The organism is Franzmannia pantelleriensis, from assembly GCF_900102875.1.
In the GTDB taxonomy this organism is placed as follows: domain Bacteria; phylum Pseudomonadota; class Gammaproteobacteria; order Pseudomonadales; family Halomonadaceae; genus Franzmannia; species Franzmannia pantelleriensis.
Genome location: NZ_FNGH01000002.1, coordinates 201,285 through 225,613 on the forward strand (window position 1 = coordinate 201,285; position 24,329 = coordinate 225,613).

Here is a 24,329-nt window from a genome sequence, read left to right on the forward strand (position 1 = left end):
GGTATCACCCTTCACGGCGGGAGTTACCATGGCCAGTCTGACGTTTCTGGGGGCAGTCGGTGAGGTCACCGGCTCGCGCTATCTGCTCGAGTACCACGACGGCGGGCGCGGGCACCGCTGGCTGCTCGAGTGCGGCTTGCATCAAGGCGGGCCGGATGCCGATCGTGCCAACGCCGAGTCGTTCGGCACACTGGCCACCCGGCTCGACGGGGTGGTGCTCTCCCACGGCCACCTCGACCACGCCGGGCTGCTCCCCAAGCTGGTACGCGAAGGTTTCACCGGGCCCATTCACTGCACCCGAGATACCGCCGAGCTGCTCGACATCATGCTGCGCGATGCCGCCTTCGTGATGGCCAAGGATATCGAGTGGGACAACAAGTGGCGGCGCAAGGCCGGCAAACCGCTGCTCGAGCCGCTCTACGAGCTCGACGATGTCGAGCGCACTCTGGCACGTTGCGTGCCCCACGGCTATGGGCAGGTGGTGTCACTGGGCGGTGACGCCAGCCTGGTGTTTCGCGATGCGGGGCATATCCTCGGCTCGGCGATCGTCGAACTCGGCGTGCCCGCCGGCGGGCGCCAGCGGCGTTTGGTGTTCTCCGGCGATCTGGGCAACCCGGACTCGGTGCTGATGCATCCTGCCGAGAAGCCGCGCGATGCCGACGTGGTGCTGATGGAGAGCACCTACGGTGACCGCGATCACCGTCCGCTGGAGGAGACCCTGGAGGAGTTCGCCGAGGTGCTCGAGCAGGCCCATGCCGCTGGCGGCAACGTGCTGATTCCGGCCTTTGCGGTGGGGCGCACCCAGGAAGTGCTCTACCATCTCAGCGTGCTCTACCATCAGGGGCGTCTCAAGCAGCAGCGCATCTTCCTCGACAGCCCCATGGCGATTCGCGTCACCGAGCTTTATGCGCGCAAGAAGGCAGCGCTCAACCGCGACGACCTCAAGGTGCTCAACGTTGCTGCCCAGGGCGATCCCAGCCAGTACCTGCCGGGACTGCGACTGACCCGTACGGTGGAGGAGTCGATGGCCATCAATCGCATCCACGGCGGGGCAATCATCATTGCCGGGGCCGGGATGTGCACCGGAGGACGAATTCTCCACCACTTTCGCTACAACCTGGCCAAGCCCGGTACCCGGGTAGTGATCGTCGGCTTTCAGGCCGCCGGCACCCTGGGACGTGCCCTGGTCGACGGTGCCGAGCGCGTCAAGGTGCTGGGCGAAGCGCTGATGGTCAAGGCACGGATTCATACCCTGGGCGGCTTTTCCGCTCACGCTGGACAGCGCGAATTGATCGGCTGGATCGGCGCCTTTCGCAATACCCCCCGCGTCTATCTGGTACACGGCGAGCCCGGAGCACAGCAGCGGCTGCAGGCGGCGCTGGCCGAGAGCGGGATCCTGGCCGAGGTACCGGCCTATGGCGACTGCATCACGCTTTAGCCGTCGTTGAGCGTTGCTTGACCCAGGTCAAGCTGCGGCGTTTTACCTCATGTCGCGAGGCTTCCTCTGCGCTAGGCTGATGACTCCATGTTGAGTTATTACCTTAGAGGAAAATGTTATGAAAGTGATGAGAATATCATGCTGGGCCTCGGCGATTGCAGCGACCACGTTGATACTTTCACCGCTGGCCATGGCCGATGAGCATGCCAACGACGATGACGCCTATGCGGAGCGCGCCTTGGTGATCCTGACCAGTGACTCCCTGCAGACTCAGGGCATGGCGATGATTCTGGCCAACGCGATGCGCGAACAGGGCACCACCCCGCACATCCTGCTCTGCGATGCCGCCGGCGAGCTGGCCATCGACGGCTATGAGAGCGAGACCGAGCTGGGGCCGCGTGGCGTGAAGCCCGAGGGCCTGATGCAGATGATGATGGGCGAGGGGGCAGGTGTGGATGTCTGCGCCATCTTTCTGCCCAACAGCGAGTACGGCGAGGATGACCTGCGCGACGGGGTAGGGGTTGCCACCCCGGGCGCCATGGCCGAGATGATGCGTGATCCTGCCATACCGGTATTCAGCTTCTGAGCTGCCTGACACCTTGAACGATGGTGCCGTGCTGGCAGCCAGCAGGCTGTCGGTACGATGCCATGCAACGCGGACGGAGAGTCATCATGAACATCAAACGTAACGTGGGCGGTGCCGACAAGATGGCGCGAATCATGGTTGGCGCACTGCTGGTCCTGATGGCCCTGACCGGCACCATCGGTGCCTGGGGCTGGATCGGCGTGTTGCCACTTGCCACCGGGCTGTTCAACGTCTGTCCGGCCTACAGCCTGCTGGGCATCAATACCTGCAAGATAAAAAAGTAGGGCTGGAAGGCATTGCCTGGCCTCGGTGCCCGTGCCCCTCTCAGGTCACGGGCGCTTAGCCATTGGCCGACATGAAACGAGGTTTGTATATTCAAAAACAGTCTATTGTTAGAAGAAAAGGTGCTCTATAGTGGTGTTATATCCGCTAGCCTGACTTCGATGGAGGTCGCATCTATGTCCAGTACGAACGCGCACCGGCCACTCGTCACTCATTTCTTCGATGAGCCGACCAACACCTTCAGCTATGTGGTCCAAGATCCTGCGAGCCGTGTCTGTGCCATCCTCGACTCGGTGCTCGACTTCGACTACGCCGCTGGGCGCACCGACGTGCGCTCTGCCGACGAGATCATCGCCTTCGTGCAAGACAATGGCCTCACGGTAGAGTGGATCCTCGAGACCCACGTGCATGCCGATCATCTCTCCGCGGCTCCCTACCTGCATGAGCGGCTGGGCGGCAAGACTGGCATTGGCGCCAAAATCACCGTGGTGCAGGAGGTGTTCGGCAAGGCGTTCAATGCCGGCACCGAGTTTGCCCGCGACGGCAGTCAGTTCGACCGCCTGTTCGAGGAGGGCGACACTTTCCGCATTGGCGAGCTGGAAGGGCGGGTCCTGCACACACCGGGCCACACCCCGGCCTGCCTGACCTATGTGATCGGCGACGCTGCCTTCGTCGGCGATACCTTGTTCATGCCCGACTACGGCACCGCCCGCTGTGACTTCCCGGGAGGCGACGCCCGCACCCTGTATCGCTCCATCCACAAGGTGCTGGCCCTGCCCAAGGCGACCCGGCTGTTCCTGTGCCACGACTACAAGGCGCCGGATCGCGATGAGTATCAGCATCAGACCAGCGTCGCCGAGCAGCGGGCGCATAACGTCCACGTCCATGAGGGCATCAGCGAAGAGGCATTCGTCAAGATGCGCACCGAGCGCGACGCGACCCTCGGCATGCCCAAGCTGATCATCCCCTCGGTGCAGGTCAATATGCGTGCCGGGGAGATGCCGCCGGCCGAGGGTAACGGCCAGGTTTATCTCAAGGTGCCGATCAATACCTTCTGAGGCCTTGCCCGTGAACCCCAAGCGCTACTTGCCGATCCTGCAGTGGTTGCCGGGTTATGGCAGGGAAACCCTGGCCAGCGACCTGCTGGCAGCGGTCATCGTGACCATCATGCTGATCCCGCAGTCGCTGGCCTATGCCATGCTGGCTGGGCTGCCACCTGAGGTGGGGCTCTACGCCAGCATCGCACCGCTGCTGGTCTACGCACTGTTTGGCACCAGCCGCACCCTGGCGGTGGGGCCGGTAGCGGTGGTGTCGCTGATGACCGCGGCGGCGGTCAGCCAGATTGCTTCCCAGGGCTCGCCGGAATACCTCGGTGCGGCGCTGGTGCTGGCGTTGATGTCGGGGCTGATCCTTACCCTGATGGGACTGGCGCGGCTGGGCTTTCTGGCCAACTTCCTCAGCCATCCGGTGATTTCCGGCTTTATCACCGCCACCGGGCTGATCATCGCCGTGGGGCAGCTGCAACACCTGCTCGGGGTGGACGCTGGCGGCCAGCATCTGCTGGAAGTCTTGGTTGGCCTGGCCGGTCAGCTTGGGGCCGCTCACCTGCCGACCCTGCTGATCGGCGCCGCGGTGTTGGTGTTGCTCTGTGCGGCGCGGCGCTGGCTCAGGCCGACTCTGGTGGCGCTCGGCATGGCGCCGCGACCGGCCGACATGCTGACCAAGGCGGCACCGCTGCTTGCCGTGGCGCTGACCACGTTGGCCACCTGGGGGCTAGGCCTCGACCAGCGCGGCGTCGCCGTGGTCGGCGCTGTGCCGGCGGGCCTGCCGCCGCTGACGCTTCCGGGCTTCGACAGCGACCTGTGGGGCCAGCTGTTGGTGGCCGCGCTGTTGATCAGCGTGGTCGGCTTCGTCGAGTCGGTGTCGGTGGGCCAGACCCTGGCCGCCAAGCGCCGGCAGCGCATCGACCCCGACCAGGAGTTGATCGGGTTGGGTACCTCCAATATCGCCGCATCCTTCACCGGCGGGATGCCCGTCACCGGCGGCTTCGCCCGCTCGGTGGTCAACTTCGACGCCGGCGCCGAGACCCCGGCGGCCGGCGCCTTCACTGCGCTGGGCATTGGCCTGGCGGCACTGCTGCTGACCCCGCTGATCGCCTACCTGCCCATCGCCACCCTGGCGGCCACGATTATCGTGGCGGTGTTGACGCTGGTCGATGTACCGGCCATCAAGCGCACCTGGGACTACTCGAGAAGCGATGCCACGGCGATGCTGGCGACCATCGCCGTGACGCTCGGCCACGGTGTCGAGAGCGGCATTCTGGCCGGGGTGGGGCTGTCGCTGGTGCTGCATCTCTACCGCACCAGCCGCCCGCATAGCGCCGTGGTGGGGCGCATGCCGGGCACCGAGCACTTTCGCAACGTGCAGCGCCATCGGGTCGAAACCGACGCGCGTCTGGCCATTCTGCGCGTCGACGAGAGCCTCTACTTCGCCAACGCCCGCTATCTGGAAGACACCGTCATGGCGCTCGCCGTGCGGCGACCCGAACTCGAGCACCTGGTGCTGGCCTGCCAAGCAGTCAACGGGATCGATGCGTCGGCGCTGGAGAGTCTCGAAGCGATCAATGCCCGGCTGCAGGATGCCGGCGTGACCCTGCATCTGGCCGAGGTCAAGGGGCCGGTGATGGACCGCCTCAAGCACACCGCCTTCTGCCGCGAGCTGAGCGGCGAGGTCTTCCTCAGCACTTTCGATGCCTGGCGGGCGCTGCACGGAGACGCCGTCTCGGTACCGCGCCAGCCGGCGGCCAACGAGGCATCACCGCTCAACGAGCGCTAATACGTAAGACACAACAGGAGAGACGAATGGATCTGATGGCAAGTCTGCAGGGGCTGGTGGGAGGCGTGCTGATCGGCCTCTCGGCGGTGTGGTTGATGGCCGCCATGGGCCGCATCGCGGGCATCAGCGGTATCCTGTCGAGCCTGGTCTGGGCCCGCCCCAAGGGCGACAGCGCCTGGCGGCTGACCTTTCTGTTCGGCCTGGTCAGCGGGCCGCTGCTGGTCATGGCGCTGGGCGGCGGGCTCGGTAACCTGTCCGGAGACGCCGTCGACGTGACGGGGGCGGTGATCGGCGCGCCCGCCGGCGGCGTGGCGCTGATGCTGCTGGCCGGGCTGCTGGTGGGTGTCGGCACCGGACTCGGCAGCGGCTGCACCAGCGGGCACGGCGTCTGCGGCCTGGCGCGGCTCTCGCCGCGCTCACTGGTGGCAACGCTGACCTTCCTGGCGGCGGCGATCGTGACCGTCTATGTGGTGCGTCATGTCATCGGAGGTGGGGCATGAAGGCGCTGGCGGGCTACGTTGCCGGGCTGCTGTTCGGGCTTGGCCTGGCGATATCCGGGATGACCGATCCGGCGCGGGTATTGGGCTTTCTCGACCTGGCCGGGGCCTGGGATCCAACCCTGATGTTCGTGCTGGGTGGCGCGGTGGCGACCACTTTCGTCGGCTATCGGCTGGCGTGGGCGCGGGGGAAGCCGCTGTTCGAGGCCAGCTTTCAGCTGCCCACCCGCCGCGACCTGGATGCCCGGCTACTCGGCGGGGCGGCGCTATTCGGCATCGGCTGGGGGCTCTCCGGCTACTGCCCGGGGCCGGCGGTGGCCTCCATCGCCGGGCTGTCGTGGCCGCTGGCCGCCATGCTGGCAGCCATGGCAGCCGGCTGGTATCTAGCCCGGAAAATCGCGTGAGGTGGGCTCTGCATCAGGGACGCGGCGCGCCGAAGATCGCCTCCAACTCGTCCTCTTCCGGTAGGCCGTGGGCCATCTGCAGGCCGCGTTCGCCCTGGTAGACCATGCTCGGGGTGGCCATCAGGCCGAAGCTCTCCATCAGTTGGTGATTGTCGAACAGCGCCTCCTCCAGGTCGCGGGGCAGGGTCTCCAGGCGTGGCGTCTCTTCGCCGCGATGATGGGCGAGCAGTGCTGCGCTGGGGTCGTCGGCGGCCAGCAGTGAAATGGCCGTGCGCGGGCTGTCGCGCTCCATCAGCCCGACCATCACGTGGCGCAGCTGTACCTCGCCGGCCTCGACCCAGGGGCGTGCCTTGTCGAACAGCCGCTGGCAGTAGGGGCAGTAGGGGTCGGTGAACACGTAGACGATGCGTTCGGCCTCGCCTTCGGCAATCCAGGCGCTCTGTTCGAGCATCGCCAAGCTTTCACCATCCTCCTCGCCGCGAATCACTTCATCGAGCATTGGCCGGCTCAGGTCGTTGCCTTCGGCGTCCTGCAGGGTGCCGACGATCACGTGCTCGCCGTCGGGCAGCAGGTAGGCGGCCAGCTCGTGGCCCTGATAGCTGCCGGCGTAGCCGGTCATACCACCCAGGGCCTCGAATTCCCCATGGATGGTCATGCCCTGGGCTTGCAGAGCGGCGATCGGTGCCGGCCAATCGCTGGCCACGGCGCCGGCGGGCAGCAGGGCGAGTAGAACGGCAGACAGGCGTGCGTGAAGCGGGGGCATGAGGCATCCTCGTAGGTCTCTGCGTGCAGACTGCCATGCCCGGGGCATTCTGCCCAGCGGCTAGGCCGCGGTACGCTGACGCATCTTCTCGAACGATTCGCCAAGGACGGCCATGCCCGACGCTTCGCATTCGCCACTCAATGCCGACACCGCGCTCTACTCGCTGCACGGCATGTGGTGCACCAGCTGTGCCCAGGCGGTGGAGAGCGTGCTGGCGCGTCACCGCGGTGTGACGCGCGCCAGCGTCAACTACGCCACCGCCACGGTGCACCTCAGCGGCGACGCCGAGGCGATCGCCCTGGAAACGCTGGCGCCGCGGGTGCGCCGCCTGGGCTATCGGCTGGTGCCCCTCGAGGCGGCCCAGGACGCCGAGAGTCGCCTCGAGGCCGAGAGCCGACGCCTGACCCTACGCCTGGCAGTGGGCGCCAGCTTTGGCATGTGGACCATGCTTGCCTCGCTGTTGATCTACGCCGGGGCACTGCCCGGGACGCACCTGGAGTTCGTGCTGGCGCTGGTCTCGGGGGCCTTCGCGGTGCCGGTGGTGAGCTATGCCGGCTGGCCCTTCTATCGTGCCGGCTGGCGTACCCTGCGCGCCGCGCGCCCGGGCATGGATGCGCTGATCAGCCTGGGGGTGCTGGGCGCGGTGCTGGTCTCGGTGTGGCTACTGTGGCGCGGCTCGGCGGAGGTCTATTTCGATACCGCGGTGATGCTGATCCTGCTGCTGCTGGTGGGGCGGCTGGTGGAGACCCTGTGCCGCTATCGTGGGCTGCGGGAGTTATCGCGTCTCTATCCTCGCATGCACGAGGTCGAGGTGCTGGACGGCGATACGCCTCGCCCGCGGGCGCTGGGCGAGGTCGCCCTCGGCGAGCGAGTTCGCGTCGACGCCGGTGAGCTGGTGCCGCTTGATGGTGTGCTGGAGAGCGACAGGGCCTGGCTCGACCTGTCGCCGCTCAACGGCGAGGCGCGGGCGGTGAGTCGCCAGCGCGGTGCGGCGCTGCAGGCCGGCAGTCGCAACCTGGGCGAGGCGATCACGCTGCTGGTCACGGCCCGCGCTGGCGAGGGCTACCTCGATCGACTGCATCGCCAGATGCTCGAGCTACATGCGCGCAAGGGCGAGCTGCAGCGCCTGGCCGACCGCTTCGCTGCCTGGCTCAGCCCGCTGGCCGTGGTGCTGGCGGTGATGACCCTCGGTGGTTTGCTGTTGGCCGGCGTAACCGTCGAGGAGTCGCTGGTACGGGCGCTCTCGGTGCTGGTGGTGGCGTGCCCCTGCGCGGTGGGGCTGGCGATTCCGCTGGCCAATCTCGCCGCCGGCAGCCAGGCGCTGCGCCATGGGGTGGTGTTCCGTGATCTGGCGGCTTTTGAATCATTGGGCCAGGTGCGCAGCGCCGCCTTCGACAAGACCGGCACCCTGACCCGCGGCGAAGCTGAGCTGGCCGCGTGCCACCCGGCCGAGGGAGTGGACGAGCCAATGCTGCTGAGGCTGGCGGCCCAGGCGGAGTGGGGCAGCGAGCATCCGCTGGGCCTGGCGCTGCGCCAGGCCGCCGATCAGCGCGGCCTGGCGATGGGGGAGGCGCCGGTCGATATCGCCGAGGCGGCAGGCGGCGGGCGCCGGCTGGTGTTGGCCGACGGCGCCCGGCTATGGATAGGCGAGCCGGCCTGGCTGGCCGCCGAACTTGGCCTTCCGGCGCAGACGGAGAGCAACGACGAGTCGCAGGCCGGCAGCCGGGTGGCGGTAGCGCGCGACGGTGAGTGGCTCGGTGAGCTGACCCTGCGCGACTGTCCCGATGCCGGTGCGTTGGCGCCTTTGGCCGAGCTGCGCCGCGCTGGCATGACGCTGGCGCTGGTCAGCGGTGATCGCGCCGCCGAGGTGGCGGCGGTGGGCGAGGCGGCCGGTTTTGCCCGCCGTGAATGCTTTGCCAGCCAGTCGCCGGAGGCCAAGGCACGGCTGATGGATCGCCTGCCACGGCCGTCGCTGTTCGTCGGCGACGGCGTCAACGATGTGCTGGCGCTGGCCACGGCCGACGTCGGTATGGCGCCGCTGGGGGCCAGCCAGCCGGCACGCGACGGCGCGGCGGTGCAACTGCTCGAGCCGGGCGTCGCGGGGGTAGTGGAGGCCTGGCAGATCGCCCGGCGGGCGCGGCGCATCATGCGCCAGAACCTGGCGCTGTCGGCGGGCTACAACCTGGTGGCGCTGGGGCTGGTGGTATGGATCGCGATTCCACCACTGGTGGCGGTGTTGGCGATGGCAGCCAGCTCGCTGTCGGTCACCGCCAACGCTGCACGCCTGGGACTCAGCGACTGACCAGCCACAGGCTGCGGTAAGGCCCCAGTTCCGTGGGTGTAGTGGGGCAGGCGGCATCTTCGAGCAGGTCGTGCCAGTCGTGCTCGGCGAGCGCCTGAAGCGCCAGCGGCTGACGCTTGTCGGTGACGTTGTAGATCGCCAGCAAGCGTCTGCCGTCGCTGAGTGGTCCCCGCTGGATGGCCAGCAGGCTGGCCGGGGTGTCGAGCACCTGCTGCTCGGCGTCGGGGTGAAAGCAGGGCTCGCCGCGGCGAATGTCGAGGCGCCGCTTGAGCGCCAGGAACACCTCGCGGGTCGGCGTATTGCGGCTGTCGAGCAGCTCGTCGAGCACTTCCATCTCCCACTGGCGGCGATTGATCGAGCGCAGCCTGCCGCTGCGCTCGATGCCTTCGTGGTCGTTGAGGGTGGCGGTCAGGGAGTGCAGGTAGAGCGCAGGAATGCCCTGCAGTGCCAGCATCAGGTGCTGGCTGCAAAGAAAGCGCTCGATTTGCCAGGGATCAGGGCCGCGGCGGGTGCCCTTGAGTGCCTCGAAGTAGGTGATGTTGATTTCGTAGGGCGAGTCCTCGCCGTCGGCGTTGGCCTTCATGCTCACGAAACCGCCGAAGCGGTGCATCAGCTCCAGCAGGGCCTCTACCTCATGCCCGGGCAGCAGGCCTTCCAGGGCGCGTACGCCGATGCCGTCGTGGCTAGCGGTGAAGTTGAGATAGCTGCAGCCGGCGGGCAGCGAGGGCAGGCCACGCAGCCAGCTGGCCAGGGTGCTGGCGTCGCCGCTGGTCAGGGTGTGGACCAGCAGCGGCGGCAGGGTGAACTGATAGACCAGGTGTGCTTCGTCTGGCGTCTCGCCGCGTTCCAGCGCACCCTCCTCGAGGCGCTCGAGTCCAAAATAGCTGAGATTCTCGCGGTGTGGCACGTTGGTCTCGGTGATCAACAAGGTGCCGGGTGCCACATGGTCGAGAATGCCGCGCAGCAGACGCACGATGGCGTGGGTCTGGGGCAGGTGGATGCACGGCGTACCGACCTCCTTCCACAAGAAGGCGATGGCATCGAGGCGGATGATCCGCGCGCCTTGTTCGACGTAGAACAGCAGGATGCCGATGAACTCCAGCAGCACATCGGGATTGGCGAAATTGAGATCGATCTGATCCTCGGAGAAGGTCGCCCACAGGTAGCGGGTACCGCGGCGCGTGGCCACCGGTACCAGCAATGGTGAATTGCGCGGGCGCACCACCTGAGAGAGGTCGGTATCCGGGTCCATTTCGATGAAGTAGTCGCGCCCCGGCTGGCTGCCGGCCAGGTAGTCGACGAACCACAGCGATTCGCGGGAAACGTGGTTGATTACCAGGTCGACCATCAGGTCGCGGTGACCCGCCAGGCGCTGAATGTGCGACCAGTCGCCCAGCGCCGAGTTGACCTCGCGATAGTGGATCACCGAAAAACCGTCGTCGCTGCTCCACGGAAAGAACGGCAGTACATGCACGCCGCTGAAGGTATCGCCGAGGCGCTTTTCGAGAAAGTCGTCGAGCACTTCCAGCGGCGGGCGGTCGCCGTCGATCAGGGTGTCGCCGTAGCTGATCAGCCACTGGTCGCGTTCGCTCCACAGGGGCCGGCCGGCCCCAGGGCGCGCGCGCAGTGCATCACGATGGTGCGCCAGTAGGGTGGTTAGCCGGCGCAGCACCTCTCCAGCGCGGGGGCCGTAGACCTCGCCAAGGCGGGCGCTGGCCAGTGCCGTGAAGGCTGCGGCATCGAGGGGCTCGAGTGCGGCGGGGGGCGTCGGCGAGCTCATGGCATCTCTCCTTGATAGGCTTCTCTCTCCAGCTTAATGCAGAAGGCGTGCCAAGCGCTTACACTACGGCAACTGTTTGAAAACAACACCGACGCCGGAACTGACCCCATGCATTGTCCCTTCTGTGGCACGCACGACACCAAGGTGACCGACTCAAGGCTGGTCGCCGAAGGCGATCAGGTACGCCGTCGCCGCCAGTGCGCCGCGTGCGGCGAGCGTTTCACGACTTACGAAACCGCCGAGTTGGTAATGCCGCGGGTGGTCAAGGCCGACGGTTCCCGTGAGACCTTCGACGAGCGCAAGCTGCGTGCCGGCATGCTGCGCGCGCTTGAGAAGCGTCCGGTCAGCGCCGAGTCGATCGAGGCGGCGGTGGAGCGTATTCGTCAGCGGCTGCGCGCCCGCGGCGAGCGCGAGGTGGCGGCGCTGGATGTCGGTGAAGAGGTGATGCAGGCGCTCAAGCGTCTCGACCAGGTAGCCTACATTCGCTTTGCCTCGGTCTATCGCCGCTTTCAGGACCTCGATGAATTTCGCGCCGAGATCGACCGCCTGGCCCAGGAACCCTCGTTCTCGCCCAACGACGATACTTGATCTGCACACGGACGACGCATGCCCAAAGCGACTGCCGAAACCTGGATGGCCCGCGCCCTGACCCTGGCGCGGCGCGGCCTTTACACTACCGATCCCAATCCTCGTGTGGGCTGCGTGTTGGTCAAGCAGCGCCGCATCGTCGGCGAGGGCTTCCATGCGCGTGCCGGTGAGCCGCATGCCGAAGTGCATGCACTGCGCGCGGCGGGCGACGCCGCTCGTGGTGCCACGGCCTACGTGACCCTGGAGCCCTGCTCGCATCACGGGCGCACCGGCCCCTGCGCCGAGGCGCTGGTGGCGGCGGGCGTCAAGCGCGTGGTGGTGGCGATGCAGGATCCCAACCCCCAGGTCGCCGGGCGCGGCCTGGCGATCATGCGCGAGGCAGGTATCGAGGTGGCGTGCGGGCTAATGGAGGAGCAGGCGCAGGCGCTCAACCCCGGCTTTATTCTGCGCATGACCCGGCAGCGTCCCTTTGTGCGCTTGAAGATGGCGACCAGCCTCGACGGGCGCACGGCGATGCGCTCCGGCGAATCGCAGTGGATCACCGGGCCGCGGGCGCGCACCGAGGTCCAGCGACTGCGTGCGCGCTCCAGCGCGGTGATCAGCGGCGTCGAGTCGATCATCTTCGATAACTCGCGCCTCACCGTGCGCGCCTCGCAGCTCGACCTCGAGGACGCCGAGGCGATCGCCTCGCGCCAGCCGCTGCGAGTCATCGTCGACTCGCGGCTGCGGCTGCCCCAGGCGGCGGCCTGCCTGCGCGAGCCGGGCCGCACCCTGGTGGCCACCTGCAGCCACGACGCCGAGCGCCGTGCGCGTCTCGAGGCGGCGGGGGCCGAGGTGCTGGTGCTGGCCTCGGATATCCACGGGCGCGTCGATCTGGAAGCGCTGCTGCGCTATCTGGCTAACCAGGAGCAGGCCAACGAGGTACTGGTGGAGACCGGCGCGACCCTGGCCGGGGCGATGCTCGACGCCGAACTGGTGGATGAGATTCAGTTGTTTATGGCGCCGACCCTGCTGGGCGGCGAGGCGCGCCCGCTGTTCAGCCTGCCGGGGCTCGAGACCATGGCCCAGCAGCGCACCCTGGATATTCTCGATATTCGCGCGGTGGGCCGCGACTGGCGGATCATCGCGCGCCCGCAGCGCCGGGCCTAACACAACACCGCTCGGAACTGACCCGGCGGCAGGCCTCCGAGAGGGCGCTGTGAACCCGTCCCTGGGCGCTACCTTGCGCCATCCATGGCGCAAACCCTCTCTTCGGCCTGCCCCCGGCGTCCTCGCTCAGAGGCCCTGGGCGCTGCTCTCTACTGGCGCCCGACGCCGCGCCAAGGTACCCTGAGCGCCGATTCAGAATGGGCGTTGCTGTCCGAGCGTTCACCCGCCGCCGCCGTGCGGCGCCCATGGGCATAGCGATTTTGGAGTTTGCATGGCTAAGGCTTCACAGGATTCCAGCGCCGACCAGGCGACTGGCATGGCCTCGATCGCCGAGCTGATCGACGATATTCGTCAGGGCAAGATGGTAATCCTGATGGATGACGAGGATCGCGAGAACGAGGGCGATGTGATCATGGCCGCCGAGAAAGTCGAGGCCGAGCACATCAACTTCATGGCTCGTCACGCGCGCGGCCTGATTTGCCTGCCGATGACCCGCGAGCGCTGCCAGCGCCTCAAGCTGCCGCTGATGGTCAGCGACAATGGCTCCGGGTTCGGCACCAAGTTCACGCTCTCCATTGAGGCCGCCGAGGGCGTCTCCACCGGCATTTCCGCCGCCGACCGCGCGCGCACCGTGCAAGCCGCGGTGGCCCGCGATGCCAAAGCCGAGGATATCGTCCAGCCAGGGCATATCTTCCCGCTGATGGCCGAGCCCGGCGGCGTGCTGCGCCGTGCCGGGCATACCGAGGCGGCCTGCGACCTGGCGGCCATGGCAGGCCTCGACCCCAGCGGCGTGATCTGCGAAGTCATGAACGACGATGGCAGCATGGCGCGGCGCCCCGAACTCGAGCGCTTCGCCGCCGAGCACGACCTCAAGATCGGTACCATCGCCGACCTGATCCACTACCGTATCCACAACGAGCAGACCATCGACCACGTCGAGTCGACCCAGGTGCAGACCAGCGCTGGAGAGTTCGATCTGCACGTGTTCCGTGACGGCATCCAGGGCGTCCACCATCTGGCACTGGTCAAGGGCCGCCCGTCACCGGAGGTGCCGACCACGGTGCGCGTGCACCTGGCCGACGTGATGCGTGACCTGCTGTGCCTGCAGAAGGGTGATACGCCCAGCTGGAGTGCCAGCGGTGCCATCGCGGAAATCGCCCGTGCCGAGGCCGGGGTCTTCGTGCTGCTCAATGATGGCCGGCCGCGCCAGGACTTTCTCGACTACCTCGAGGTCTTCCTCGAGCGTCGTCGCCAGCCCCGCGGCAGTGAGTCCGACGGCGCCGGCAACTATCTGACCATCGGCACCGGCTCGCAGATTCTGCGCCACCTTGGGGTTGGCAAGATGCGCCTGCTCAGCTCACCGTGGAAGTTCTCGGCGCTATCGGGCTTCGATCTGGAAGTGGTCGAACGGCTGGACCCCTGAGGGCCGGCGGGTTTCAATTTCAGCACTACCGTTTACAGCAGGAATCAGAGCATGCAACCGATCTCCCAAGTCGAAGGCAATTTCACCGATGTCGATGGCCGCTACGTGATCGTGGTGGGGCGCTTCAACCACCACGTAGTGGACAGCCTGGTCGAGGGCGCTGTCGACAGCCTGGTGCGTCACGGCGTGGACGCCGAGCACATCGATATCGTCCATGTGCCAGGGGCCTGGGAGCTACCGTTGGCGGTCAAGCGCGCGCTCAAGGTGGCCAAGCCCGATGCAGTCATTGCGCTGGGCGCGGTGATCCGCGGCGGCACACCGCATTTCGAATACGTGGCCGGTGGCTGCAACGCCGCGCTGGGCAACCTGCAGCTGGAGTTCGATACCCCGGTGGCCAACGGCGTGCTGACCGTCAACTCCATCGAGCAGGCTATCGAGCGCGCCGGCACCAAGGCCGGCAACAAGGGCGCCGAAGCGGCCATGGCGGCGATGGAGATGGTCTCGCTGCTCAAGCACTTCGGAGGTGATGAATGAAGGAGTCGCGTCGCGCTCCCTCGGCGGCGCAGCAGGGCCGCCATGCGGCTCGCGAGCTGGCCGTGCAGGGACTCTACCAGTGGCAGATGACCGGTAAGTCGATCACCGCGGTGGAAGCCGAGTTTCGCAGTCAGATCGCCGACGACGACCTCGAGGACCACGAGAACTGGGCCAAGGTCATGGAGATCGCCGACCTGGCGCTATTCCATGAACTGCTGCACAACGTGGTGCGGTTTCGCGACGACCTCGATGCGGCCATTGCGCCGCTGCTTGATCGTCGTCTGGAAGATCTCGACCCCATCGAGCTCGCCATCCTGCGCCTGGGGACCTATGAACTCTCACGTCGCCTCGACGTGCCTTATCGTGCGGTAATCAACGAAGGCGTCGAACTGGCCAAGTCGTTCGGCGCCACCGACGGCCACAAGTACGTCAACGGCATTCTCGACAAGCTCGCTGCACGCCTGCGCTACGCTGAGGTCAGCGCGCGTCGCTGAGTCGCTCATTCAGATGCTTAGCGAATTCGAGCTCATCGCCCGTCATTTCGCGCGCTCGCCGCGGGCCGAGTCCCACGGCGTGGCGCTTGGCGTGGGCGATGATTGTGCGCTGCTGACGCCGAGTGCCGGCTGCCAGCTGGCGGTCAGCGTCGATACGTCGGTGGCCGAGGTGCACTTTCCCGCCGATGCCCCAGCGTCGGCCATCGGTCATCGCGCCCTGGCAGTCGCTCTGAGTGACCTTGCCGCGATGGGGGCCACGCCACGCTGGTGCCTCATGGCGCTGTCCCTGCCCGACGTTGATGACGCCTGGCTGGCTGAATTCGCGGCGGGCTTCCACGCCCTGTGCGAGCAGAGCGGCGTGACGCTGGTGGGCGGTGACGTGACCCGCGGCGAGCTGGCGATCAGCGTGACCGTACACGGTGAAGTGCCAAGCGGTACGGCGCTGGCGCGTGATGCGGCCCGGCCCGGCGAGGCTCTCGCGGTCACAGGCTCGCTGGGCGGTGCCAACGCCGGGCTCAAGGCCTGGCGGGCCGGTGAACGGGACCTCACACGGCCGTTGCTGGCGCGCTATCTGCTGCCCCAACCGCGGCTCGACGCCGGCCAGGCGCTGCGCGGTCTGGCCAGTGCGGCAATCGATCTCTCCGATGGCCTGTTGCCGGATCTCGGTCACCTCTGTGAGGCTTCCGGGGTCGGTGCCGATCTCGACGCTGCGGCGCTGCCGCTGGCAGACGGTCTGATCAAGGCGCTGGGCGAGGAGGGCGCTCACCGGGCGGCGCTGGCCGGCGGCGACGACTACGAGCTGCTGGTCAGCCTGCCCCTGGCGGCGCTGGAGCAGGCACGCGCCCGACTCGCCGAGATCGGTGTGGTGCTGACCGTGATCGGTACTTGCAGTGCCACGCCGGGAGTGCGCGGCGTGACGACAGTCGACGGCTGGCAGCATTTCCCGCGAGGTGAGACATGAACCGCGCGCCTGCCAGCGTCTGGCGACGCCCCACCCACTTCCTGGCCTTCGGCCTGGGTAGCGGAACCGTGCCATGGGCACCGGGGACCTTCGGTACCCTGGCGGCAATTCCGTTCTACTGGCTGATGTCGGAGCTACCGCTCTCCTGGTACATGCTGATCATCCTCGCCACCTTCATCATTGGTGTGTGGCTGTGCGAGGTGACCTCTCGAGACCTCGGCGTTCACGACCACTCAGGCATCGTCTGGGACGAATTCGTCGGCTACTGGATTACCATGGCGGCGGTGCCGTTCTCCTGGGAGGCGGCGCTATGGGGATTCATCGTGTTTCGCGTATTCGACGTCTTCAAGCCGTGGCCGATTCGCTGGGCCGACCGCCGCGTGGCAGGGGGCTTCGGCATCATGATCGATGACGTGCTGGCCGGCATCTATGCTTGGAGTACCATTCACCTGTGGTTGTGGCTTCACTGATCGCGATCGCCGTCATGCCGTCACGGCAAATAATCGAGGAGTGTCATGCGCAAGGGACGCCTGCTAGTTAGCGTAGTGTTGTTGCTGGGGGCCGGTTACCTGGCCGCCCAGGCCTATTCGAGTGCCATCTTCGAACGTGAGCTGTCGCGTACCCTCGAGGATCTTGAGGCGCGCGGCGACCTGCAGGTGCAGCGCGATGGGCTCGAGCGCGGCTGGTTCGTGTCGCGAGGCGAGATCCAGCTCACCGCGCTGCTCGACGACTGGCAGCTGTCGTTGCCCTATGTTGCTCGCCATGGCTTGCTGACCACCCGCATCGAGGGTGACCTGCAGCTGCAGCTCGACGGTGGCGACGACACCCTGTTCGGCGAGCGTCTGCCGGCCAGCCCGCCGCGCTGGCACGGCGAGTATGAGACTCTGTCGCAGACCTTCGAGGGGCGCCTCGACATGGCGCCCTTCCAGGTATCGGACGAGCAGGGCGAGTTCGACTTCGAAGGACTGGCGCTGCGCCTCAGCGGTGAGCATGGTGATCTGACGCTGACCGGCAGTGTGGCGCCGTGGCGTCTCAGCGTCGACGGCGAGCGGCTCGAGGTCGGCCCGCTGCAGCTCGACAGCCGCTACCGCTATGGCGACGACGACTTCCTGCAGCGCGATGAGCTGCAGCTTGCGTACCTGCGCCTGACCCAGGCCAACGGCCCCGAGGTCGCCCTGCAGGCGCTCGGCTATCGCGGCGAGGTGCGCCTGGGCAGCGACGAGCTGACCCTGGCCGGCCGCCTGTCACTGGGCGAGATGACCCTGGCCGAGCAGCCGGCGCTGTCCGGCGAGCTGGCGCTGGGTGTGTCGCGCCTCAATGCGGATGCCGTGCGCACCCTGAGCCGTGAGCTACGTGAGGCGCTGGCCGCCCGCGACAGTCAAGCGCCGCTCACCGACCGCGAGGCCGAGGCATTGGCCATGGCCCTGGAGCCCCAGGTGCTGGCGACCCTGGTCGACTCGCCGCGACTGACCCTCGAGCCGCTGCGCGTTGAGAGCCCGATGTTTGGCGTCGAGGCGCTTGTCGAGGGGGAGCTGGTATTCGACGGCGAGGAGATCGAGGCGCTGTCGCTGGCCGACCTCGAGGTGGCTGCTGCCGACAATCCCTGGCTGGCGCGGCTTGACGGCCACTTCGTCTGGCGCGACCTGCCCCGTTTCGTGGCGCTTCAGCTAGGGCTGCCGCTGGATACTCAGGATCTTGAGATCCGCATCGAGGCCGGCGAGCTGACGCTCAACGGCGAGCCGCTGCCGCCGCTCTGGTAGCACCGTAGGCAGCAGCGTAAGCAGCGATTACGCTTGAAGTTTGGCCATCGCGCCCGCATTCCTGTTGGCAACGGGGCAAATGCCCACCGCTGCCAACAGGATGCATGATGAGCGAACGCGACGATCTGCATGACGTAATCTTCGATGCCGCCTCCCGCGATGACCACGAGTCTGGCGATGGCGAGCCACATCACCACGGGGCCGTAGTGCCGGCCCGCGATACCCTGCCCGAGCGACTCTATCTGCTGCCGATCCACAATCGGCCGTTCTTTCCTGCCCAGGTGCAGCCGCTGGTGATTCACCGCCCGCGCTGGGAGGAGACCATCAAGCGCGTCGGCAATACCCCGCACCACTCCGTGGGGCTTGCCTTCGTCGGTGATGCCGGCGTCGATGAACTGGGGCATGAGCACTTTCCCGAGATCGGTACCGCGGTGCGCATGCACAAGGTGCAGGGCGAGGATGACCAGATTCAGTTCATCGCCCAGGGCATGCGCCGCTTCAAGATCCAACGCTGGCTATCGAAAACGCCGCCGTATCTGGTCGAGGTCAGCTACCCGAAGGAGCCGATCGACGCCGAGGAGGATGAGGCGCGGGCCTATGCCATGGCACTGATCAACGGCATCAAGGACCTGCTGCCGATCAATCCGCTCTACGGCGAGGAACTCAAGCACTATCTCAATCGCTTCAGCCCCCATGAGCCGGGGCCGCTGTCGGACTTTGCCGCGGCCATCACCTCGGCCAAGGGCCACGAGCTGCAGGAGATCCTCGAGACCCTGCCGGTGATGGCGCGCATGCAGAAAGTACTGCCGTTGCTGCACAAGGAGATCGAGGTCGCCCAGCTGCAGAGTGAGATCAGCGAGCAGGTCAATGCGCAGATGCAGGAGCGCCAGCGCGAGTTCTTCCTGCGCGAGCAGCTCAAGGTGATTCAGCGCGAGCTGGGGATCTCCAAGGACGACCGTGAAAACGACGTCGACACCTTCCGCAAGCGGCTAGCGGAGCTGCACGTACCCGAGCGGGTGCAATCGCGCATCGACGATGAGCTCGACAAGCTCTCGGTGCTCGAGACCGGCTCGCCGGAGTATGGCACCACCCGCAACTATCTCGACTGGCTGACCTCGCTGCCGTGGGGGATCACCAGCCAGGACCAGCTCGACCTGAGTCATGCCCGCCAGGTGCTGGATCGCGATCATGATGGCCTGGCGGATGTGAAAGAGCGGATCGTCGAGTTCCTCGCCGAGGGTACCTTCAAGGGCGACGTCGGCGGCTCGATTCTGCTGCTGGTGGGTCCGCCCGGGGTTGGCAAGACCTCGGTAGGTCGCTCCATCGCCGAGGCACTGGGCCGCGAGTTCTATCGCTTCTCGGTGGGCGGCATGCGCGATGAGGCCGAGATCAAGGGCCATCGCCGCACCTATATCGGTGCCATGCCCGGCAAGCTGGTGCAGGCGATCAAGGAGGTCGAAGTCGAGAACCCGGTGATCATGCTCGACGAGATCGACAAGATGGGCCAGTCCTTCCAGGGCGATCCGGCCTCGGCGCTGCTCGAGGTGCTCGACCCCGAGCAGAACGTCGATTTCCTCGATCACTACCTCGACGTGCGCATGGACCTCTCCAAGGTGTTGTTCGTGTGCACTGCCAACACCCTGGATTCGATTCCGCCGGCGCTGCTCGACCGCATGGAGCAGATCCGTCTTTCCGGCTATATCGCCGAGGAGAAGCTGGCCATCGCCAAGCATCACCTGTGGCCTAAGCTGCTCAAGCGAGACAAGATCCCCAAGAAGCGCATCAACCTTACCGAGGCGGCGCTCAAGCAGGTGATAGAGGGCTATGCCCGCGAGGCGGGGGTGCGCCAGCTCGAGAAACAGCTGCACCGCATCGTGCGCAAGGCGGCGGTCAAGCTGCTCGAGAACGGACAGCAGTCGGTCAAGGTCTCGGTCAATAACCTCGAAGAGTTCCTCGGCGCACCGCTGTTCCGCAAGGAGCAGGTACTCAAGGGCGAAGGGGTAGTCACCGGGCTGGCCTGGACCTCGATGGGGGGCGCCACGCTGCCCATCGAAGCCGGTAAGGTGCACGCCCTGGATCGTGGCTTCAAGCTTACCGGTCAGCTCGGCGACGTGATGAAGGAGTCGGCCAATATCGCCTACAGCTATGTGCAGGGGCACCTCGGCGAGTATGGCGCCGACGGCGACTTCTTCAACGATGCCTTTATCCACCTGCATGTGCCGGAGGGTGCCACGCCCAAGGATGGTCCCTCGGCGGGGATCAGCATGACCACTGCGTTGCTGTCGCTGGCGCGCCATCAGGCCATCGACCGTCAGCTGGCAATGACCGGCGAGTTGACCCTCACCGGCCAGGTGCTGCCGGTGGGCGGCATCCGCGAGAAGGTAATCGCCGCACGGCGCAGCGATATCTTCGAGATCATCCTGCCCGACGCCAACCGTCGCGATTACAATGAGCTGCCTGACTTCCTCAAGGAGGGCATGACGGTGCACTTCGCAAGCCGTTACCAGGACGTGGCCAAGGTGGTATTCGGCTGACCGGGCGCACTGCGCCCACCCCTATACGACGAGATCGCATGGCAAAATTCGTAGAAATCGGCCGGGCCGCCATTCCCGGCCAGGGCACCCAACTCAGGCTCTTGCAGCGCAATGACGAGTTTTCGATTCGCATCGTCGGCCAGCCTGGCGATCTGATGAACAGCCGCCTGCATGGCTCTGAGGATGCGCTAGCCGACCTGGCCTGTGAGGGACTTGGTGCCCATTCGGGGGTAAGGGTGCTGGTCGGGGGCCTGGGCATGGGGTTTACCCTCGCCGCAGCATTGGCTGTGCTGGGTCGCGACGCCGAGGTGGTAGTCGCCGAGCTGGTTCCGGAGGTGGTGGCGTGGAACCAAGGCCCGCTGGGGCAGGCAGCCGGAAGACCGCTGGACGACCCGCGCACCCGGGTCCATGTCGGCGACGTGGCGGCGCTGATGCACGCGTCTCCCAGCGGCTTCGATGCCATCATGCTGGATATCGACAACGGCCCCGAGGGCATGACCCGTAAGGACAACGATCGGGTCTATTCACCGCGGGGCCTGGAAAGTGCGCAGCGTGCGCTGCGCCCGGACGGTGTGCTGGCAGTATGGTCGGCGGGGCGCGATGCCGGCTTCAGCGAGCGTCTCAAGCGGGTGGGGTTCAGCGTCGAGGAGCACCAGGTGCGTGCGCATAGGCCGGGGAAGGGGGCTCGCCACGTCATCTGGCTCGGTAACTAGCCCTCTGACCTTCGCTCGCCGATTTTTCAGATCATAGCCGTCGCTGCTAGGGAATTAAGCGGCAGTGGCGCGCCTCCGGCGCGCATGACAAAATTGCCGCATTGATTCCCACCAAGACCGCTGGTCGCCCGCCCTGTGCGGGTGGCCTCAGGCGGCATCGACGCTAGAGGACAGCATGCCCGAGTATCGTTCCCGTACCACTACCGCTGGTCGTAACATGGCCGGCGCCCGCGCCCTGTGGCGCGCCACCGGCATGAAAGATGACGACTTCCACAAGCCGATCATCGCCGTGGCCAACTCCTTCACCCAGTTTGTGCCCGGGCATGTGCATCTCAAGGACATGGGCCAGCTGGTGGCTCGCGAGATCGAGAAAGCCGGCGGGGTGGCCAAGGAGTTCAACACCATTGCGGTGGACGACGGCATCGCCATGGGCCACGACGGCATGCTCTATTCGCTGCCCAGCCGCGACTTGATCGCCGACAGCGTCGAGTACATGGTCAACGCCCACTGCGCTGACGCCTTGGTGTGCATCTCCAACTGCGACAAGATCACCCCGGGAATGCTCAACGCCGCAATGCGCCTCAATATCCCGGTGATCTTCGTCTCCGGCGGCCCCATGGAGGCTGGCAAGACCAAGCTGCTCGACCACGGCATCGACCTGATCGACGCCATGATCTACGCTGCCGACGACAAGTACAGCGACGAAGAGATCGAAGAAATCGAACGCAGTGCTTGCCCCACCTGCGGCAGCTGTTCCGGGATGTTCACTGCCAACTCGATGAACTGCCTGATGGAAGCGCTGGGCCTGGCACTGCCGGGCAACGGCACCGTGCTGGCCACCCATGCCGACCGCCGCCGGCTGTTCGAGGAGGCCGGCAGCCGCATCGTCGAACTCGCCAAGCGCGTCTACGAGGGCGACGAGGCGCATCTGTTGCCCCGTGCCATCGGCTCCAAGGCGGCGTTCAAGAACGCCATGACCCTGGATATCGCCATGGGCGGCTCCACCAACACCATCTTGCATCTGCTGGCCGCCGCCCAGGAGGCCGAGGTCGACTTCACCATGGCCGACATCGACCGCCTGTCGCGGGAGGTGCCCCAGCTCTGCAAGCTGGCGCCCAATACCCAGCAGTACCATATCGAGGATTGCCACCGCGCCGGCGGTATCATGGCGATCCTCGGCGAGCTGGATCGCGCCGGGGTGCTGGATACCCGCGTGCCCACCGTGTATGGCGACACCCTCAAGGCGGCGCTCGACGAGTGGGACATCATGCGCAATCCCAGCCCCGAGGTGGTGGAGTTCTTCAAGGCCGGCCCCGGCGGCATTCCGACCCAGACCGCCTTCTCCCAGGCCGCGCGCTGGCCGAGCCTCGACGGCGACCGCGTCAGTGGCTGCATCCGCGACCTGGAGCACGCCTTCTCCCATGAGGGGGGGCTGGCGGTACTGTTCGGCAATATCGCCGTGGACGGCTGCGTAGTGAAGACCGCCGGCGTCGACGACTCGATTCTGGTCTTCGAGGGTCCGGCTCACGTGGTCGAGTCCCAGGATCAGGCGGTGGAACACGTGCTGGGCGGGCTGGTGAAGCCCGGCGAGGTAGTGGTGGTGCGCTACGAGGGCCCGCGCGGCGGTCCCGGCATGCAGGAGATGCTCTACCCGACCTCGTATCTCAAGTCGAAGGGGCTCGGCAAGGTGTGCGCGCTGATGACCGACGGCCGCTTCTCCGGTGGCAGCTCGGGCCTCTCCATCGGCCACGTCTCGCCGGAAGCCGCCGCGGGGGGCGCCATCGGCCTGATCGAGAGTGGCGATATCATCCACATCGACATCCCCAAGCGGGCGATCAACGTCAAGCTCAGCGATGCCGAGCTGGCGGCGCGCCGCGAGGCCGAAGAGGCGCGCGGCAAGGACGCCTGGAAACCGCGCATCCAGCGTGACCGCAAGGTCTCGGCGGCGCTCAAGGCCTACGCGCTGCTGGCCACCTCCGCCGACAAGGGCGCGGTGCGCGATCTTTCCAAGCTGGATTGACGCGTTCGACCTGGCCCTGGCCAGGTCGAGATGAAGGTTCTGTGCCATGGTTGAATAGTGCTGCTGCGCAGGGGCTGGCCATGGTAGGCCAGCGCCGGCCCCTCAGTCGGGAGCATGTGGCAGGGCGTCGTTATCTACCGTTGATAACAGGGCGGCAACTCAATCATCTTCCCAGCCCCTTGAAATCGCCTGGATGAGCATCATGCCTGTTAGTGGCAAGGGAGCGATGCGTAACCTATCGGCACGCATACATGCACTGACACTCAGGCAGAAAGGAGGCCACTTATGCAGATTGATCTCAGCGGCCTACACGCCATCATTACCGGTTCCACCGCAGGCATCGGCTTTGCCATTGCCCGGGGGCTGGCCAATGCGGGCGCCGATGTGGTGATCACCGGGCGAACCCAGGCGCGGGTCGACGAGGCTATTGCCGCACTCAAGAAAGACACGCCCAACGCCACGATAGAAGGCGTGGCGGCCGATCTCGGCACAGCTGAAGGCTGCCAGACGCTGATCGAGCAGCAGCCCAGTGCGGATATCCTGATCAATAACGTGGGTATCTTTGGTCCGCAGGACTTTTTCGAGGTGGATGATGCCACCTGGCAGCATTTCTTCGACGTCAACATCATGAGCGCTGTGCGCCTGTCCCGTCACTATGCGCAAGGCATGCGCGAGCGTGACCGGGGCCGCATTCAGTTTCTCGCCAGCGAGTCGGGCATCAACATTCCCAGCGAGATGGTCCATTACGGTATGACCAAGTCCGCGCTGCTGTCGGTGTCGCGGGGGCTGGCCAAGGTGCTAAGTGGCAGCCAGGTAACGGTGAATGCCATTCTGCCAGGGCCGACCCGCTCCGAAGGGGTACTCAATATGCTGCGCGAGATGGCCGAAAACGAAGGGGTTTCACAGCAGGAGATGGAAGCCCGTTTCGTGCGGGAGAACCGACCTACCTCGATCATTCAGCGCTTAGCCACACCCGAGGAGGTCGCCAGCATGAGCGTCTATGCCGCTTCATCCCAGGCCAGTGCAACCACCGGGGCGGCGCTGCGCGTGGAAGGCGGGATCGTCGACACCTTGACGTAAGAGTGCTCTTCGCGACATCTAACCAGTCAGCAGGTAATGATCTACGTGCCTGTCGCTGACACGGTGGAGCAGGGCGACATGGAAACAGCGAGCCCCCGCTTTGAGTCGGGGGCTCGATTGTGAGGCTGTGGGTGGATCATGCCGCCTTGTTCATCGGCAGGTCTTGCTCGGTCAGTGCCTCGATTT

General features: G+C 66.2%; 22 protein-coding genes. 20 read left to right on the forward strand and 2 right to left on the reverse strand.

The window, feature by feature from the left end:
• The first annotated feature begins 28 nt into the window (after nt 1–28).
• The 7 genes from BLT16_RS02990 to BLT16_RS03020 all read left to right on the forward strand — a co-directional run bounded on the left by BLT16_RS02990 (nt 29) and on the right by BLT16_RS03020 (nt 6,042).
• Nucleotides 29–1,438 carry an MBL fold metallo-hydrolase RNA specificity domain-containing protein gene (locus BLT16_RS02990; RefSeq protein WP_089657043.1) on the forward strand — a complete coding sequence of 470 codons (1,410 nt, stop codon included), beginning with the start codon at nt 29–31 and terminating at the stop codon, nt 1,436–1,438.
• A gap of 118 nt (nt 1,439–1,556) precedes the next feature.
• Entirely contained in the window at nt 1,557–2,024 is a 468-nt protein-coding gene (locus BLT16_RS02995; RefSeq protein ID WP_340148237.1) for a DsrE family protein, read from the forward strand.
• An 86-nt stretch (nt 2,025–2,110) separates the two neighbouring features.
• Entirely contained in the window at nt 2,111–2,308 is a 198-nt protein-coding gene (locus tag BLT16_RS03000; protein WP_422717911.1) for a YgaP family membrane protein, read from the forward strand.
• A 174-nt stretch (nt 2,309–2,482) separates the two neighbouring features.
• Complete coding sequence (locus tag BLT16_RS03005; RefSeq protein ID WP_089657044.1) at nt 2,483–3,364, forward strand: MBL fold metallo-hydrolase; 882 nt, start codon at nt 2,483–2,485, stop codon at nt 3,362–3,364.
• Nucleotides 3,365–3,374: 10 nt separating this feature from the next.
• Nucleotides 3,375–5,141 carry a SulP family inorganic anion transporter gene (locus BLT16_RS03010; RefSeq protein ID WP_089657045.1) on the forward strand — a complete coding sequence of 589 codons (1,767 nt, stop codon included), beginning with the start codon at nt 3,375–3,377 and terminating at the stop codon, nt 5,139–5,141.
• 26 nt (nt 5,142–5,167) lie between these two features.
• A complete protein-coding gene (locus BLT16_RS03015; RefSeq protein ID WP_089657046.1) occupies nt 5,168–5,641 on the forward strand; it encodes a YeeE/YedE family protein in 474 nt (157 codons plus the stop codon).
• Nucleotides 5,638–6,042, forward strand: coding sequence for a DUF6691 family protein (locus BLT16_RS03020; RefSeq protein WP_089657047.1), 405 nt, complete (start codon nt 5,638–5,640; stop codon nt 6,040–6,042). The genes BLT16_RS03015 and BLT16_RS03020 overlap by 4 nt, the downstream gene beginning before the upstream one ends.
• Nucleotides 6,043–6,055: 13 nt before the next feature.
• On the opposite strand, the gene dsbG is transcribed toward BLT16_RS03020, so the two are convergent.
• Nucleotides 6,056–6,805: a thiol:disulfide interchange protein DsbG gene (gene dsbG, locus BLT16_RS03025; RefSeq protein ID WP_089657048.1), complete on the reverse strand. Its 750-nt coding sequence runs from the start codon at nt 6,803–6,805 to the stop codon at nt 6,056–6,058.
• A gap of 112 nt (nt 6,806–6,917) precedes the next feature.
• Here dsbG and BLT16_RS03030 point away from each other — a divergent pair, with 112 nt between their 5' ends.
• Complete coding sequence (locus tag BLT16_RS03030; protein ID WP_245701413.1) at nt 6,918–9,107, forward strand: heavy metal translocating P-type ATPase; 2,190 nt, start codon at nt 6,918–6,920, stop codon at nt 9,105–9,107.
• Here the strand turns inward: BLT16_RS03030 and BLT16_RS03035 are convergent.
• Nucleotides 9,097–10,887, reverse strand: coding sequence for a sugar phosphorylase (locus BLT16_RS03035; RefSeq protein WP_089657049.1), 1,791 nt, complete (start codon nt 10,885–10,887; stop codon nt 9,097–9,099). The two genes, BLT16_RS03030 and BLT16_RS03035, sit on opposite strands and share 11 nt — an antisense overlap.
• A 108-nt stretch (nt 10,888–10,995) precedes the next feature.
• Here BLT16_RS03035 and nrdR point away from each other — a divergent pair, with 108 nt between their 5' ends.
• The 12 genes from nrdR to BLT16_RS03095 all read left to right on the forward strand — a co-directional run bounded on the left by nrdR (nt 10,996) and on the right by BLT16_RS03095 (nt 24,143).
• Entirely contained in the window at nt 10,996–11,475 is a 480-nt protein-coding gene (gene nrdR / locus BLT16_RS03040; RefSeq protein WP_089657050.1) for a transcriptional regulator NrdR, read from the forward strand.
• Nucleotides 11,476–11,493: 18 nt separating this feature from the next.
• Nucleotides 11,494–12,624 (forward strand): bifunctional diaminohydroxyphosphoribosylaminopyrimidine deaminase/5-amino-6-(5-phosphoribosylamino)uracil reductase RibD, encoded by a 1,131-nt coding sequence (gene ribD, locus BLT16_RS03045; protein WP_089657051.1) that lies wholly within the window; start codon nt 11,494–11,496, stop codon nt 12,622–12,624.
• 271 nt (nt 12,625–12,895) lie between these two features.
• A complete protein-coding gene (gene ribBA / locus BLT16_RS03050; protein ID WP_089657052.1) occupies nt 12,896–14,047 on the forward strand; it encodes a bifunctional 3,4-dihydroxy-2-butanone-4-phosphate synthase/GTP cyclohydrolase II in 1,152 nt (383 codons plus the stop codon).
• A 51-nt stretch (nt 14,048–14,098) separates the two neighbouring features.
• On the forward strand, nt 14,099–14,581 hold the full coding sequence (ribH, locus tag BLT16_RS03055) for a 6,7-dimethyl-8-ribityllumazine synthase (protein WP_089657053.1): 483 nt from the start codon (nt 14,099–14,101) through the stop codon (nt 14,579–14,581).
• Complete coding sequence (nusB, locus tag BLT16_RS03060) at nt 14,578–15,075, forward strand: transcription antitermination factor NusB (RefSeq protein WP_089657054.1); 498 nt, start codon at nt 14,578–14,580, stop codon at nt 15,073–15,075. The genes ribH and nusB overlap by 4 nt, the downstream gene beginning before the upstream one ends.
• 13 nt (nt 15,076–15,088) lie before the next feature.
• On the forward strand, nt 15,089–16,036 hold the full coding sequence (gene thiL, locus BLT16_RS03065; protein ID WP_089657055.1) for a thiamine-phosphate kinase: 948 nt from the start codon (nt 15,089–15,091) through the stop codon (nt 16,034–16,036).
• Entirely contained in the window at nt 16,033–16,506 is a 474-nt protein-coding gene (locus BLT16_RS03070) for a phosphatidylglycerophosphatase A family protein (protein WP_089657056.1), read from the forward strand. Before thiL ends, BLT16_RS03070 begins: the two co-directional genes overlap by 4 nt.
• A gap of 45 nt (nt 16,507–16,551) precedes the next feature.
• Entirely contained in the window at nt 16,552–17,796 is a 1,245-nt protein-coding gene (locus BLT16_RS03075; protein WP_089657057.1) for a DUF945 family protein, read from the forward strand.
• Between the two features lie 107 nt (nt 17,797–17,903).
• Nucleotides 17,904–20,330 (forward strand): endopeptidase La, encoded by a 2,427-nt coding sequence (lon, locus tag BLT16_RS03080; RefSeq protein ID WP_089657058.1) that lies wholly within the window; start codon nt 17,904–17,906, stop codon nt 20,328–20,330.
• Between the two features lie 38 nt (nt 20,331–20,368).
• A complete protein-coding gene (locus BLT16_RS03085) occupies nt 20,369–21,043 on the forward strand; it encodes a spermidine synthase (RefSeq protein WP_089657059.1) in 675 nt (224 codons plus the stop codon).
• Nucleotides 21,044–21,218: 175 nt separating this feature from the next.
• Entirely contained in the window at nt 21,219–23,063 is a 1,845-nt protein-coding gene (gene ilvD, locus BLT16_RS03090) for a dihydroxy-acid dehydratase (protein ID WP_089657060.1), read from the forward strand.
• A gap of 285 nt (nt 23,064–23,348) precedes the next feature.
• Nucleotides 23,349–24,143, forward strand: coding sequence for an SDR family NAD(P)-dependent oxidoreductase (locus BLT16_RS03095; protein WP_089657061.1), 795 nt, complete (start codon nt 23,349–23,351; stop codon nt 24,141–24,143).
• The last annotated feature ends 186 nt before the right edge of the window (nt 24,144–24,329 follow it).

Coding starts and splice junctions, on each gene's coding strand:
- ribBA (WP_089657052.1), top strand. CDS start 12,896: ATGGCTAAGGCTTCACAGGATTCCAGCGCCGACCAGGCGACTGGCATG.
- ilvD (WP_089657060.1), top strand. CDS start 21,219: ATGCCCGAGTATCGTTCCCGTACCACTACCGCTGGTCGTAACATGGCC.
- thiL (WP_089657055.1), top strand. CDS start 15,089: ATGCTTAGCGAATTCGAGCTCATCGCCCGTCATTTCGCGCGCTCGCCG.
- BLT16_RS03005 (WP_089657044.1), top strand. CDS start 2,483: ATGTCCAGTACGAACGCGCACCGGCCACTCGTCACTCATTTCTTCGAT.
- BLT16_RS03015 (WP_089657046.1), top strand. CDS start 5,168: ATGGATCTGATGGCAAGTCTGCAGGGGCTGGTGGGAGGCGTGCTGATC.
- BLT16_RS03070 (WP_089657056.1), top strand. CDS start 16,033: ATGAACCGCGCGCCTGCCAGCGTCTGGCGACGCCCCACCCACTTCCTG.
- BLT16_RS03085 (WP_089657059.1), top strand. CDS start 20,369: ATGGCAAAATTCGTAGAAATCGGCCGGGCCGCCATTCCCGGCCAGGGC.
- nrdR (WP_089657050.1), top strand. CDS start 10,996: ATGCATTGTCCCTTCTGTGGCACGCACGACACCAAGGTGACCGACTCA.
- BLT16_RS03030 (WP_245701413.1), top strand. CDS start 6,918: ATGCCCGACGCTTCGCATTCGCCACTCAATGCCGACACCGCGCTCTAC.
- BLT16_RS03035 (WP_089657049.1), bottom strand. CDS start 10,887: ATGAGCTCGCCGACGCCCCCCGCCGCACTCGAGCCCCTCGATGCCGCA.
- BLT16_RS02990 (WP_089657043.1), top strand. CDS start 29: ATGGCCAGTCTGACGTTTCTGGGGGCAGTCGGTGAGGTCACCGGCTCG.
- BLT16_RS02995 (WP_340148237.1), top strand. CDS start 1,557: ATGAAAGTGATGAGAATATCATGCTGGGCCTCGGCGATTGCAGCGACC.
- BLT16_RS03095 (WP_089657061.1), top strand. CDS start 23,349: ATGCAGATTGATCTCAGCGGCCTACACGCCATCATTACCGGTTCCACC.
- BLT16_RS03020 (WP_089657047.1), top strand. CDS start 5,638: ATGAAGGCGCTGGCGGGCTACGTTGCCGGGCTGCTGTTCGGGCTTGGC.
- lon (WP_089657058.1), top strand. CDS start 17,904: ATGAGCGAACGCGACGATCTGCATGACGTAATCTTCGATGCCGCCTCC.
- dsbG (WP_089657048.1), bottom strand. CDS start 6,805: ATGCCCCCGCTTCACGCACGCCTGTCTGCCGTTCTACTCGCCCTGCTG.
- BLT16_RS03000 (WP_422717911.1), top strand. CDS start 2,111: ATGAACATCAAACGTAACGTGGGCGGTGCCGACAAGATGGCGCGAATC.
- ribD (WP_089657051.1), top strand. CDS start 11,494: ATGCCCAAAGCGACTGCCGAAACCTGGATGGCCCGCGCCCTGACCCTG.
- nusB (WP_089657054.1), top strand. CDS start 14,578: ATGAAGGAGTCGCGTCGCGCTCCCTCGGCGGCGCAGCAGGGCCGCCAT.
- ribH (WP_089657053.1), top strand. CDS start 14,099: ATGCAACCGATCTCCCAAGTCGAAGGCAATTTCACCGATGTCGATGGC.
- BLT16_RS03075 (WP_089657057.1), top strand. CDS start 16,552: ATGCGCAAGGGACGCCTGCTAGTTAGCGTAGTGTTGTTGCTGGGGGCC.